The 14,102-nt window shown below is 61.7% G+C and carries 9 protein-coding genes; 2 read left to right on the top strand and 7 right to left on the bottom strand.

The window, feature by feature from the left end:
* Nucleotides 1-2: 2 nt before the first annotated feature.
* Both CFBP5499_RS16345 and CFBP5499_RS16340 read right to left on the bottom strand, forming a co-directional pair.
* On the bottom strand, nucleotides 3-1,097 hold the full coding sequence (locus CFBP5499_RS16345) for a glycoside hydrolase family 88/105 protein (RefSeq protein WP_080829849.1): 1,095 nt from the start codon (nucleotides 1,095-1,097) through the stop codon (nucleotides 3-5).
* A gap of 12 nt (nucleotides 1,098-1,109) precedes the next feature.
* Nucleotides 1,110-3,632, bottom strand: a complete 2,523-nt coding sequence (locus tag CFBP5499_RS16340; protein ID WP_080829850.1) for a hypothetical protein — start codon at nucleotides 3,630-3,632, stop codon at nucleotides 1,110-1,112.
* A gap of 194 nt (nucleotides 3,633-3,826) precedes the next feature.
* On the opposite strand from CFBP5499_RS16340, the gene CFBP5499_RS16335 reads away from it, so the two are divergent.
* Both CFBP5499_RS16335 and CFBP5499_RS16330 read left to right on the top strand, forming a co-directional pair.
* Nucleotides 3,827-5,107 (top strand): ABC transporter substrate-binding protein, encoded by a 1,281-nt coding sequence (locus CFBP5499_RS16335; RefSeq protein ID WP_080829851.1) that lies wholly within the window; start codon nucleotides 3,827-3,829, stop codon nucleotides 5,105-5,107.
* A gap of 233 nt (nucleotides 5,108-5,340) precedes the next feature.
* Nucleotides 5,341-7,323, top strand: a complete 1,983-nt coding sequence (locus CFBP5499_RS16330) for a phosphatase PAP2 family protein (RefSeq protein WP_080829852.1) — start codon at nucleotides 5,341-5,343, stop codon at nucleotides 7,321-7,323.
* Nucleotides 7,324-7,380: 57 nt separating this feature from the next.
* Here CFBP5499_RS16330 and CFBP5499_RS16325 read toward each other — a convergent pair whose 3' ends face one another.
* From CFBP5499_RS16325 to CFBP5499_RS16305, 5 genes are all read right to left on the bottom strand, one after another.
* Nucleotides 7,381-8,604, bottom strand: a complete 1,224-nt coding sequence (locus CFBP5499_RS16325; protein ID WP_080829853.1) for an MFS transporter — start codon at nucleotides 8,602-8,604, stop codon at nucleotides 7,381-7,383.
* Entirely contained in the window at nucleotides 8,604-11,033 is a 2,430-nt protein-coding gene (locus CFBP5499_RS16320; RefSeq protein WP_080829854.1) for a TonB-dependent siderophore receptor, read from the bottom strand. Before CFBP5499_RS16320 ends, CFBP5499_RS16325 begins: the two co-directional genes overlap by 1 nt.
* Before the next feature lie 109 nt (nucleotides 11,034-11,142).
* Nucleotides 11,143-12,111, bottom strand: a complete 969-nt coding sequence (locus tag CFBP5499_RS16315) for a FecR family protein (protein ID WP_080829855.1) — start codon at nucleotides 12,109-12,111, stop codon at nucleotides 11,143-11,145.
* Nucleotides 12,112-12,196: 85 nt separating this feature from the next.
* Entirely contained in the window at nucleotides 12,197-12,703 is a 507-nt protein-coding gene (locus CFBP5499_RS16310; RefSeq protein WP_080829856.1) for an RNA polymerase sigma factor, read from the bottom strand.
* A gap of 208 nt (nucleotides 12,704-12,911) precedes the next feature.
* Nucleotides 12,912-14,060 (bottom strand): ROK family transcriptional regulator, encoded by a 1,149-nt coding sequence (locus tag CFBP5499_RS16305; RefSeq protein ID WP_080830236.1) that lies wholly within the window; start codon nucleotides 14,058-14,060, stop codon nucleotides 12,912-12,914.
* Between the last annotated feature and the right edge of the window lie 42 nt (nucleotides 14,061-14,102).

The raw sequence follows: 14,102 nt of genomic DNA, 5'->3' as shown, positions 1-14,102 counted from the left end.
GCTCACGATGCCCTCGGCCTTTTCAGAAAAACGTCGATCAGAAGCAGCATGGTCAGCGCCTGCCCGTAGGGCGTGGGCAGGTTGGGAATACGGCGGTAGAAATCGAGATCGTGGCCCATCGGCGTGCCGTCGGAAACGCCGTGAACGACGCCTTCATCGTCGATATTGCCAAGCACCGCCTTCAGAGCGCGTTCCGCATGCGGCCGGTTCTCTTCGCCGAGAATGCCGGCCTCGATGCCGCGCAGGATGCCGTAGGCGATGCCGGCGGTTGCCGATGTTTCGACCGGCGAGGTCGGGTCATCAAGCAGCGTATGGAACATGCCGTCTTCACGCTGATATTTTCTCAGCGACCGCACCTGGCTCGAAAGCACGTTGGCGAGGAAACGCTTGTCCTTTTCGGCAAGCGTCGGCGCCAGCTCGAAAAGCTCGGGAATGGCGACGGTGATCCAGGAATTGCCGCGCGCCCAGAAAGCGTCCGCGAAATTGTGGCGGCCGTTGAAGGTCCAGCCGTGATACCAGAGCCCGGTGATGGGGTCGGAGAGATACCGCGCATGGATCATGAACTGGTAGACGGCCTCGTCGATCCAGTCCTGGCGTTTGCAGACCACACCGGCGCGGGCGAGGAACAGACAGGCCATGAACAGCGTGTCGTCCCAGAGTTCGCCCTCGTTCAACCGCTCCTTGACGACATGCTGGAAGCCGCCATCTTCTGTTTTCGGCAATTCATGCACCAGCCAGTCGGCCCAGTCTTCCACCAGCGCGCGGAAATCCGGCCGGTCGACATGTTCTGTCAGGATGACGAGCGGCAGCATCGGCGCGGAACTGTTGATCTGGCGCGGCGGCAGGCCGCGGTCGATCTGCCAGCCATACCATGTCACGAGGTCGTCCAATGCCTTCTGGTCATTGGCGGCGAGCGCCCGGCGCAGGAAGCCGTAAAGGCCCACACCCACTTCCCAGTCCCATTCATCGAACTGGATCTTGCCATCGGAACCGCCGCTGACCAGACCTTCCTGAATGCCCTTGAGGCGGCTGAAGGCGGCGGCGACATTGTCGATGGTCGTCCTGAGAGTGTCTTTTTCCATGCTTGGCTGGGTCATCTGTCAATTCCGCTAGGAGTAAAAGGGGCGTGCCGCGCCATCCGAGGTGGGATCGGCGCTGTCGAAGGTGATTTTCGGTTGCGGTTGGTCATGGTCAAAGGCCATGGCCTGTCCGCCGATGGTGAAGCTGCCGTCCCAGGTGAGCGTTAGGTCTGGCCCGCCGGGTGGTGTGACTGTGAGCAGCCGGTTTTCGGCATCGAAGGTGATCTGAGTGGCGAGAATTTTCTCTCGGAAGCCGGCGAACGCCTGCCCGTCGCCGCAGCCGATGACGCCGATCCAGCCGGCGCGGCGGCCGGGCGATCTGATCTCGCGGTTGGCGGTGGCGCCAGCGGTGATGGGCTGAAGCCCGTTCGTCGCATAAAGTGCCGCAAAACCACGGCCCGAACGGGTGATGACCCAGTTGCCGTCCATTACCACCTCGTCCAGCCCGTCGCGGCCGAGATAGGCATGGGTCCAGTCATTGCGGTGATCGTCCGTGTCGAAGATCAGCATTGCGATATCGCGGTGCTGCGCCACGCGCGGCAGGATGCCGCTGCCGGCCCAGTAGGAGGGGCGTTGCGTACCCCAGGGATCGTCCTCGCCGGGATGATTGACCCAGAGCCGCGCCATCGGATGGCCGGCAAGCTTGATGTCCATGACGTGTTGCTGGTGACCCTTGCGGCCGGTCTTGTGGTCCACCACGGTGGAAAGCTGGGCGGCCTCGTTCTTGAACAGCACGAGCTTGCCGGGCTCCAGCCCCTGCGCATAACGTGCCTCGACCATGCGGCCAGTCTCGAGTTGGGAGAGGGCGGCAAGATGCGCCGGCGGCAGGTAATCGCCGCAGCAGAACATCGGCAGCGAGGCGACGCCATTGTTGAGCCAGCCAATGCCGAAAGCGACCTCAGCAAAGGGCGCCAGCTCCGTCAGCGGCCCGGCGCGCAGTTCCTTGTCATAGGCTCGCCCTTGCGAACCGGAGGGAACGCCGCCGAGCGTGTGCAGCGCGATCATTTCGAAAATGAGATCAAGCTGGTAGCGCGCGCGGGCGGCAAGCTCCGGCCCCGCCCAATGTTCGATGGCGAGGAGGCCGATGAAATCCACGGGGTAATAGGCGGCCGAATTCCACTCCGCGAGGCCATGCGCCTCGACGCTGTCGAACCAGCGCTCCAGCCGGTCCGCTGCCAGCGCCGCCTGCTCTCTGCCGGTGCGGCCCGAGGCGGTGAAGGTGGCGTCGGGCCGATAGTGCCCGGCGAGCAGCTGGCTGGTATGGAAGCAGAGGACGTGGTTTTCGCTCCAGAACCACATGACGTCGTTGCCCGGCTCGTCCACCCAGTAGCGATAACCGAGGATTGAGGCATCGATGCGCGCCCGCATGTCCGCCGGCAGCCGGTCACCATGGGCGCGCACCAGCCAGAGCAGTGGTATCATGATGAAATCGGAGCAGTCTTCGCGTCGGTCGATGGAGTGCAGCGTGGCATCAACGATGCCGCCGATCGTCTTGATGTCATCGCTGCCGGTGGCGACCATGGCGAGCGCGCGGCCGATCCGCCAGGCGCCGAAACGGGCGCTGAAGGAGAGGGCCGCCTTCTTCCGCTCGTTGATATCGCCGAAGGATGCTTCCGGCGCGATATCGCGCATGAAGGCGGCGTCGATGACGCGGGTGACGGTGCCGGATCCCGATCCGAGGGTGATCCTGACGCCATGATACCCGTCCGCGATGCCAATCGTCTCGGGGATCGTCAGCGAGGATTGCCCGGCCTTCAGCACGGTGTTGACATCGGCGAGTGCGGCGCGCTCATGGCCATGGCTTTTGACAGCGATATACACCGGCAGGTCGTACGCAGGTGCTGCGCCGAAGACAAGCTCGAGCGCGCTGCCGGAAAACACGTCGCGGGCGGGGTGCACGTCGCGCACCAGCGCGGCGAGACGTTTCGTCTCTTCGCGGTCGAGAGGGACCGGCAGCACCACGGTCAGCGGTACGGCGTCGATGACCTCGAGCTCGAAGAACCAGATGATGTCGCGCTCCGCCAGGTCCTCGCAGAGCAGCAGCACCTCATTGTCGCCCGCCGCAAGCGATAGCGTAACATCACGGCTGCTTTCGACATTGCGGATGAAGGGTTCGAAGCGCAGCTGTTCGACGCCGTTTACCCAGATGCGAACGCCGCCGCAGGTGCGAAGCCGCAGATGCGCCTGCCTTGCCGCATCGCTGCGGAAGGTGCCCTTCAGCCAGCGCTGCACATGGGTGGGAACGTGCCAGAAGCCGGTGAATTCGACGCGGCGGTTGGAGCCGGGCAGGTTGAGATGCGACACCGGCCAATCCGTGTCGGGCGTGATGTCGCGGCCGATCATGGTCTGCTGGAAGGCCTTGCGGCAGGGCAGGTCGCCGACATCGACGAAACCGTTGATGAAGCGGTAATTGACCCGATCCTCTGCCGGAGCCGGCGTGCCCGCAAACGATCTTTCCATCAGATCCGAAACGATCCAGGCCGTCACCGTTTCGCCATTGGCGACGCTATAGGTCGGCTGCGAGGCGCTTGCCGCAAATGCTGCATTCGTCATATGGATCGCCTCCCGTCGATCTATTATGAAATTATTTTCATGAACTGATCTTCGCTTTTCCGCGTCGATTTGTGCGATTTACGCAAAACAAACAGCTTGACGTTTATTCTGTCAAGTCGCAAAACATTATAAATCGAATTTGGCAGAGGAGCTTTTGTTCGGTTTGTGAAAATGTTTTCATTGGGAGGATGAGCATGATGAAATTGTTTTCAGGGGTAAGCGCCCTTGTATTTGCCTCCGTCGCCGGTCTTTCGGCCGCCCAGGCAGAGACCCGCACGATCACGTTTCTTTTTACGGATGACGACCAGGGCTACGTGCAGCGCATGGCTGCGCTCAGCAAGGAGTTCGAGGCAGCCAATCCGGATGTGAAGATCAATTTCGTATCGTCGGGTTATGATGCGGTTTCCAAGCAGCTGCCGGTGCAGCTGGCGGTGGGCGAGGGTCCTGATATCGCCAAGATCACCGACTGGCAGCTGGCGCCCTATTATCTCGACATGCGGCCTTACATGAAGGATGCGGAAGCCTTCGCGAAACTGCACGGTTCCAGCCTCGATCAGCTTCGCCTGCCCAATGTCAACGATCCGAAGTCGATCAACGGCTATATGGCGTCGCAGACGCTGAACCTGCCCTTCGTCAATAAGACGCTGTTCGAGCAGGCCGGCGAACCCTTGCCCGGCCCGACCGCGAAATTCAGCGAGATCGTCGAGGCATCCGCCCGTGTCGCCAAGGCGACCGGTGTGCAGATCCCCTTCACCATGGACCGTTCCGGCCACCGTTTCTCCGGCGGCGCCTTCTCTTATGGCTCGACCTATGTGAAGGACGGCAAGTTCAGCTTCCCTGACGATGCAGCCAAGAAATATATCGCCGATCTCTTTTCATGGACGCAGAATGGCAGCTTTCCCAAGGAAATGTGGGGCGCGGCCGGCGGTTCGCAATACAAGAACATGGGTGACGAGTTCGTCAACGGCAATGTCGTGACGTATCTGGCCGGTAACTGGATGGTCAATCCGTTCCAGAACAAGATCGGGGATACCTTCGAGTGGACCGCGATCAATGCGCCTTGCGGCGATGCTGGCTGCTACGCCATGCCCGGCGGCACCGCGATCGTCGGCTTCAAGCGCACCAAATATCCTGAAGACGTGGCCCACTTCATCGAATTCCTCGGCTCCGAGAAGGTGCAGCGGGAAATCGCCGAAAACTACGTCATCCTAACGGGTGCGGAGATCGCCAATCCGCAATACAAGCTGAAGAGCGAAAACGCCAAGGCGGCGATGCAGGTCTTCCTCGACAACAAGAAGAACGTGCCGCAGGCCGCCCGCGAATTCGAGCGCGCCAAGGGCGGCAGCGCCATGTATCAGCAGATCGTGCAGCGCATGAGTCAGCTGATCGTTGGCGAACTCACGCTCGACCAGACCTACAAGGTTCTGGAAGACGATATCGCCAAGATCAATGAGGCCGTCGCGGTCAAGAAATAATCGCCACTCGTCCGGCCTTGCCGGAAAAGCGAAGCCATCGAAGACCATGCCCGGAGCCTCTCTCCGGGCATATCCATCCCCTCATTGCAGGCGGATATTGCCGCATACGCTGTCTCGATCAGCCCCATCGAAAAACTGAAATAAGCGCCGTTTAAACCTGATGACGAGGCGCGCGGAAAACCGCGTCGCCTGTTTTCGTCACGCGTCACTCGCTGCAAATCATAGGATTCGTCATGGCCAAACTGAATATGTCGTCTTTTCCGTCTGTACGCGCAACGCTGCTTGCCTCCGCCGCATTGCTGGTTCTCGTTCAAGGCGCTCAGGCATTCGATCGCAACGGACCGGCGGGTCAGGGGTATGCCATCACGGTGCCGGAGCCCGCCGCGACCTATCCGCTGCCGCTTGCCGACAATTATCGCAACCAGACGGGCAAGAATGCCAAAGGCGAGGAGGTTCGCGCCTATGACGATCGGGACAATCCGATCATCGACATCCTCTCCGGTTTCAACCGCATCTGGACACTCGGCGATCAAAAATGGGCGGATGGTGGCGCCAATGGCGATGGTCCGACGGATTTCAGCCATGTGAAGATCGTCAATCCCGCCGTATGGCAGGAAAACATGCGCTACGTGCTGTCCGTAACGGGCAACAACCGCACCCGCGCCGCCGCTGTCGAAGCCTATATGAACGACCGCCGTTCGCAGGGTTACAGCGTCATCGACGGCTTAGGCCCGCTTGCCGGCTGGTATCGCGAAGGGGCGGGCGCGACGACGACGATCAATCATACGCTTGCCGATTTCGACCCGAACGAGGTTATTACCCGCAAGGAAGACGACAAAGGTACCGAGGCCGGTGCGGCCGATAGCGAGCTGAAGGATTTCATCGCTTTCATGAAGGTGATCCGCGGCCCCGAAGGCACGACATCGCCGGCGAAATATTTCTATTCCACGCCACGGCCCTGGCGCATGAACGACAAGGGCGAGGTGATCGAGACCGGCAAGGAAACCATCGGCGACCGTAGCTTCGAAAGCCATGACAGCGATCCGGGCGTCATCGTGCCGGCGCTGAAATATGCCCGCGAAAATCGCGGCCGTGGCAAGGATGGCGGTTTTCCGAGCGGGCACACCAATGCCGCCTATCTCGCCGCCATCGCTTATGCCTATGCCGTGCCGGAGCGCTTTTCCGAATTGCTGACGGCGGCTTCCGAACTGGGTGAAAGCCGCATCGTCGCCGGCATGCATTCACCGCTCGACGTGATCGGCGGCCGTATCACGGCAACCGCCATGGCCGCCGCCATGTTGCGGGATCCGAAAAATGCCGAGGTGAAGAAGGCCGCGCATGACGCCGTGCAAGCCTATTTCGCCAAACGCCTGCCGCAGGGCCAGTCCCTCATCGATTTTGCCCATGGCTCAAAGCCTGACGTCGACCGTTTTGCCGATGCGGCGAAGAATGGCGCGGATTATCGCCGGCGCATGACCTTTTCCTTCAGCCGCGATAAGGTCGCAGGTGATGCGCCGATGGTGGTGCCGAAGGGGGCCGAGGTTCTGCTGGAAACACGACTTCCCTATCTAGATGCCGCAGAGCGGCGCGCCGTGCTGTTTTCCACCGGCATCGAGGCCGGTTATCCGCTGCTTGACGACAGCAATGGTTGGGGCCGGATCAATCTGGTGGCCGCTGCCGGTGGTTATGGCGCGTTTAACGGCGATGTCCAGGTGACGATGGATGCCGCCGCCGGTGGTTTCAATGCCGCAGACCGGTGGACGAACGATATTGCCGGGGCAGGGCGTCTCGTCAAATCCGGTAGTGGCACGCTGACGCTCAGCGGCAACAACAGCTACAGCGGCGGTACGATCGTTAAGGACGGCACGCTGGTGGCGTCCTCCGCCGATGCACTGGGAACCGGCGGCGTGCTGGTCAGCGGCGGCACGCTTTCGCTCGGCGGAGAGACGGATCTTGTCATCGGCGGCGACTATGCGCAGTCGGGCGGCACGCTGGCGGTCGATCCGAAAAAGGCTGCGCTTCGGATCAAGGGCAATGCGGTGCTGGACGGCGCTACGCTGAAGCTCGTTTTCGATGGCGGCGCGCCGGCCGCCGGCACGCGGCTCGACGTGATCTCCGCCAACGGCCTGAACGGGACATTCGCGACGATAGATGCGGGCAATGTGAAGGTGCGGCCGGTCTATACCGGTTCGGCACTGTCGGTGGTGGTCGAATAGGCCGATGCAAGAGGCCTGCCGGGCGCGGTTTAAGCCGCCGCGCCCGGTGGTTTCCGTTTAGGAGTGCTGCCGCCGCATCAGCAGGAAGATGACAGGTGCGGCGAGCAGGGAGACGATGGCGGCCAGCGCGAAGGAGGCCTGATAGCCGAATTTTTCGGCAATCGCGCCGGCCCCCAGCCCGCCCGCCATGCTGACGATGCCATCCATGCACTGGAACAGGGTGAAATCGACGCCGGCCTGTCGTGGGTCAGACCAGCCCATGAAGCAGGCGTAAAGCGCGACGAAGCCGATGGACATGATACCCGAAGAGCTTGCCACCGCCACCGCCATGACAACCCATTGCGAGACATCACGGTGGGTGCTGAAATAAGCGAAGACGAATAGCAATGCCGTCTGCACGAAGATGGCGACCAGCAGCACGCGTGACGGGCCATAGAGCCGCACCAGCGTACCGCCGAGCAGCGCGCCGGCGAAACCGACGATCATGCTGCCGACGCCATTGAGCGCGCCGATGGTCGCGAGATCAAAGCCATAATCGACCAGAAACGGGCCGAGCATCGCCAGCCCCCATTTCTGCGCGGCGACATAAACGGCCGCGACCAGAAGGCCGGTGCGGACTTCCCGCCGCTGCAACGCATTTCTGATGGATGGCAGGTGGTCGCGGGTCTGCGTCACCGTCTTTGCCGCCGGACCCAACAGGAAGGGCAGGGCCAGCAGGATGACCAGCCCGGCCATGACCAGCGTGGCGCTCATCCAGCCGGAGCGCTCCACCAGCACCAGAAACAGGCCGGCGCCGATGGCGGAGCCGAGATAGGAGCCGCCTACCTGGGCGGCATTGCCCCAGCCATGATGCTCTTCCGCCAGCGTTTCGACCGCATAGCCGTCGCAGGCGATGTCGACTGTCGCCGTCACCAGCGCGATTACCGACAGGATGGCGATTGCGACGGAAACCGGCGACGGGCCGGTGAAAGCAAGAACAGCGAGGCCGCAGGCGCAGGCGGTGATGCCAGCGCCGACGATGACCCGCGAGCGGTTCCTGCCGACCGGCGGCAGGCGGTAACGCTCCACATGCGGCGACCACAGGAATTTCAACGCCCAGGGCAGAACGACGAGATAAAGCAGGCCGATCTGGTCCAGCGGCAGCCCGGCGGTTCTGAGCACCGCCGGCAGGCCGAGAAAGGTCAGCCCGCCAATCACGCTCTGGCCGACATAGAGCCCCCCGACTGCCACGAAGACGGCGGCCGGCGACGGCTTTGTTGCGACGGGGTTCTTCTGCAGCATCAGAAACGATACCGGATGCTGCCGACGATCTTGCGGCCTTCGTCATAATAGCAGAAGCCCGTGGTGCACACCTGCTTGACCTCATCGAGAAGGTTGGTGGCATTGATCTGCAGCTTCACGCCTTCCAGCGAAGGCAGGGCCTTGCCGAGATCGTAGCGCAGCGAGGCATCGACGAAGGTGCGGGCCTCATTGTCGAGAATGGGCGTGTGCTGGTTGTCGCCGAAGCTCGATCCGACATAACGCAGGCCCGCGCCGATGCCGAGGCCTTCGAGCGCGCCATCCTGGAACTCGTAATCGGCCCAGAGCGAGAAGGTGTGATAGGGGGAGGAATTGAGCTGCTTGCCCACCGTTTCCGACGTCAGTTTGGTGATTTCAACGTCGTTATAGGAATAGGAGCCGATGAGGCTCCAGCCATTGTCGAGCGAGGCCGTGGCTTCGAGTTCCACGCCGCGCGAGCGCAGGTCGAGCTGGCGCAGCAGGTTGATGCCAGACGAGGTCTCATAGACCGTCGCATTGTCCTGATCGAGATTGAAGAAGGCGGCGCTCAGCAGGGCGTTATATTGCGGCAGGGCGTATTTGACGCCGAGCTCATATTGCTTGCCGACCGTCGGCTGCGCCTGGCCCGTAACCGTTCCCGTGGTGATGATGACGCCGGGATTGGCGACGAAGGAGGTGCCGTAGCTGACATAGGGCATCACGCCGCTGTCAAAGACATAACCGAGGCTGGCGCGGCCGGTCGTCTTGGTTTTATCGCCGTCATAGGTGGGGGCCGTTGCGTCTCCGACGGTCTGGGCCTGATATTCGGTATCCAGCCAGTCGTGACGAATGCCGGCCGTCAGGCGCCAGCGGTCGATTTCGACCTGGTCCTGCGCATAGATGCCGAGCGTGTTCATCCGCTGCTTCAGTATCAGCGATACGTCGGGCACATAGGTGAAGGTGTCGGTGAAGGGGCTGGCGCCGTTGCCCTGTTTCGAGGTGTAGGACATATGGCTGAAGTCGATACCGGTCAGCAGCGTGTGTTTTGCCGGGCCGGTCTCGAATTCGGTCTTCAGGTAATTATCAGCGGAAACGCCTTCATTCTCCTCGATGGTGATGCCGGGATAATTGGCGAAGACCCATTGCTGGTCGGCCGAAAGCCCGGAATACCGCGCCTTGCTGTAGAAGGTGACGTTGTCGTTAATTTCGTGCTCGAACTCATAGCCGATACGCCATTGTTTTTGTTCGAAATCATTAAAACGGGAATCGCCACCATAAACCGATGTCGCACCGATGGAAGTGCCGCTCGCGCCATATTTGTTGATGTAGCCCCAGGTGCCGCCGGTGGTGCTGTCCATATATTCGCCAAGCAGCGTCAGTTTGGTGCCGGCATCCGGCTGGAATGTGAAGGCGGGCGCGATGAACAGCCGGTCGTCCTTGATGGTGCTGATTTCGTTGCGGCTGTCGCGGGCCACACCTGTCAGGCGGTAAAGCATGGTCTTGTCGTCATTGACGGCGCCGGAAAGATCGAAGGCGCCCTGCACGCGACCAAAGGAGCCATATTGAAGTTCAACCTCACGCAGCGTCTCTTCGGTCGGGCGCTTCGAGACGATGTCGACGATGCCGCCGGAGCTGCTTGCGCCATAGATGGAGGCGGCAGGGCCACGCAGGATGGAGACGGCTTCCACGCCATAGGGTTCCAGCCGGGCGCTGCCATTCTGGCTACTGACCTGCCGCAGCCCGTCGCGGAAGATGCCGGTGGTGCTGAGATCGGTGCCGCGCACCTTGAAGGCATCGAAACGCGGCTCCGCACCATATTGGCCGATGCGCGCGCCGGGCGTGTAGTTCAGTGCTTCCGAGAGGTTCTGCGGCTTCAGGTCATCAAGCTGCTTGCGGCTGACGGTGGTGATCGACTGGGCGGTTTCGGCAATTGGCGTGTCGGTCTTGGTGGCGGTGCGGCCGGATTTGCCGACATAGCCCTTGCTTTCCAGAATGCCCTTGGCGCCTTCGAGACCATTGCCCTGCACGGTGATGGGGGCGAGCAGGGTGGTGCCGGCGGCGGCGGAGCCGCTGCTTTCCGCTGCCTGGCTGGCGGGATCGAAAATGCGGACCGTGTTGCCGCCGGCCAGAGTATAGTTCAGTCCCGATCCGGCCAGAAGCCCGCTGACGGCGGCTGGGACACTGAGCGTGCCCTTGACGCCAACCGTGCTGCGCCCCTTGGTGATGGCGGACGGATAGACCATGCGCAGATTGGCCTGACGGCCGAAGGTGAGGAGGGCGTTTTCCAGCGGTCCGGCGGGAATGGAGACCGTGACCGTTGCGGGCGCACCGCTTGCGGCAGGCGGTGTCTGCGCTCTGGCGGCGCTGGCGCCGGGACCTGCCGCAACGATGCCCCCGATGATCGCCGTCGTCGTCAGCCAGAACCAACCGCGTGCCTGCTTGCCCAAATTCATGTCATTCCCTCTCACTCGTGATCTCATGCCACCCGCCAAAACGGGTGCTGATTGACTAGAGTGAAAAGGCAGCCCGCCTCCTGACGTCGGAGCCGCAAAAAATTACGTTTTATCGCGAGCGGACAAAAACCAGCATGTCCGAAAGCCGCGACACCGAGACGGGAAGGCTTTCTTCGAGAATGGTGAGTGCCTGATCGGTATCCTTCAGGTCGAAGATGCCGGATACGCGCTGTTTTGCCGCCGCCTCATCGAGGATGACGATGCGGCCTCGGCGATATTGCGAGAGAATATCCAGAACCTCGCGCAGCGGCTGGCTGGAAAAGATGAGCTTGCCCTCACGCCAGGCCATGCTGCTGGCGACATCCTTGCGGGCGCGCAGCAGCTTGCCATTGTCGCCAAGCGTCACGGTTTCGCCGGGGGTGAGAACGGCGACATCGGTATCCGTCGTCACCTCGACGCGGCCTTCCTCTACCTGCACCTCCTGCGGCAGCGCGCCGCTGCCGGCGCGCACCGAATAATGGGTGCCGAGCGCCTTTGCCGTCATCGATCCATCTTCGACGATGAAGGGGCGCTCCGGGTTTTTCGCGACATCGAAATAGGCCTCGCCGCGAAGCAGGGTGATGCGCCGTTCGTTTTGCGAATAATGCACGGTAATCGCCGTGTCGGTATTCAGGCTGATGCGGCTGCCGTCTTCCAGCGCCAGCATCCGCGTTTCGCCGATTTCAGTGTAATAATCCGCCTGCCAGCGGTCCGTTAGTCCGCTTTTCTCCGCAAACAGGGCCGCAAGTCCGATGAGGCAGAGACCGGCCACACCCGCCAGCATCGCCCCGCGAGGCCCGCGCCGTTTTTTCGGTTCGGCCGGTGCAAGCTCGATCTCGCCGAGTTCTCCCCAGAGATGTTGCATGTCCTCATAGGCGGCGGCATGGGCGGCGTCGGCCCGCAGCCAGATATAGAACGCTTCACGCTCTGCTTCCGTCGCGTCTGCGGATTGCATGCGCGCCACCCACAGAGCGGCTTCCTCGGCCAGGCCGTGATCTGTCAAGCCGTCGTCGTTCAGGCCGTCCGGGCGCTTATTCATGTCCTGATCTGCCGTTTTCTTTGCGTGCTTTGCATATTCCCTTTCCCTTATAGAGTGAAAAAGGATGCGAACACCTGATGCCGGATTACATTTTTATTTGTGCGCGGAGCTGACGGCAGTGCAGCAGCGCCTTGATGATGTGTTTTTCCACCATGTTGCGGGAAATGCCGAGCCGCGCGGCGATCTCGCCATTGGACTGGCCATGCAGCCGGCTGAGCACGAAGACCTGCTGGCAACGTTGGGGCAGTGCCTCGATGGCCCTTGCCATCAGGATGAGATGCTGCCGGGCGGCCACGATCCGTTCCTGCCCGGGTTCCTCGCAGACTACGGCAAGACCTGCCTCATAGGGTACGAATAACGGCCTCTCACGCGACTGGCGGATGACCGTAAGGCGCGCGACGGACCGCGCGATCTGGAAGAGATAAGCCTGCGGATTGTCGATGAACGTCGCATGCGAGACTTCCAGCGCCCGCAGGAGGGTTTCCTGCATTGCATCGGCGGCATCTTCACGGTTCTGCAGCCGTCGGCGGAAAAACCGCATCAGGCGGTTTTCTTCCTTGGCATCGAGAACCTCAAACAGGGCTTTGCTCATCAATCGACCCGGTGACGTATCGGCGTGACGCAAGAGGCGGGCGAGGGATATGCGCACCGCATCACGTCGATATAAACATGACTATTGCTGTCATATTTACTGTCTTCGGGCGCTTGCTGCCAACCCGTAAAAAACCGGGGGGGGCGGATCAGGCTCACGTTTCCGTGATGATTGTTGCGGGATTACATCAGCCTGTAGGGGTTGCCCGCTACTGGAAGTAGCGCACCCGAAGCGGCAGCAGCGCAGCGCCAATCGCGGATGGATCGCCCTGCGTCTCGCTGAGAACCAGCTTCGCCTCCTTCGGGCCGACGCCGTAACGGTGTTCGCGCTGGGAGGGCATGTGCGTGCGTTCGATCATCATGCGGCCGAGCGCACGCGGCAATTGCCCGCCAAAGACAATCGCCTGAGGATCAAGTACCGCGATCAGGCTTGCCACCAGCCGGTCCACCTGCGGCATGGTTTCGGTCAGCCATTCCTCGACGCCTGGCCACGCCGGATCAAACTGTCGATAGAGTGTTTCAATCGAATGGATATCGACCCTGTTTTTCTGCAGGGTGGCGATCAGATATTGCAGTGCCGGGCGTTTGGGCGATTCATCGGGGCTGTATATGCCGCTGAATTCGCCGGCATTGCCATGGAAGCCGTGGAACGGTTGCCCGCCGAGGATCAAACCGCCGCCGAAGCCGTAATTGAAGGACAGATAGGCGAAGGTCTGGCACCAGGAACCGACACCGCGAAGACTTTCGCCGATCGCGCCGGTGGTGGCGTTGTTCTCCAGCCAGACAGGCAGTTGGAACCGTTTCTCAAGGATAGGCTTCAGGTCCATCAGCGACCAGTCGCGCAGGGGTTCGGGCGCATTAAACGCGCGGTCTTCCGACACGAAGAAGCCCGACATGGAAAAACCGAGACCAAGCAGGCGCTCGCGCGGAACGCCATGTTCCGCCAGCAGCCGTTCGAGGGCCAGCGCCAATGCGGCGAGTGTCCTCTCCCGGTCTTCCGGAAGCATGGCAAGTTTTTCCTCGACAATCACGTCGCAGCGGAAATCCGCGATGCAGATCACCACGGAGTCGGTGTTGATGGAAATGCCAAGCGAATAAGCCGCTTCCGGCACGAGTTCGATGGTGGGGCTAGGCTGGCCGCGCGTGCCCTTGAGCGGTGCGCCGGTGCGCAGAAGCCCGCGCTCCAGCAGGCCGTCGATCAGTCGGTGTACGGATTGTTGCGTCAGGTTCGTGTGACCGGTGATCGAGGCGCGCGCAATGGGACCCTGGCGGCGCACGATATCCAGAATGAGACGCTCATTCTCGCTGGCAAGCGGCTGACGGTCGAAGGTTTGGTGCGGCGTCTGATCTGTTGTCATGACCTTTTGGATAACGGCTGCGCGAGGCGGCGGCAACATGGA

This window comes from Agrobacterium tumefaciens, from assembly GCF_005221325.1.
GTDB lineage: Bacteria > Pseudomonadota > Alphaproteobacteria > Rhizobiales > Rhizobiaceae > Agrobacterium.
Note: the sequence above shows the minus strand (reverse complement) of the source record. Positions and strands in the feature narration are given on the sequence as shown.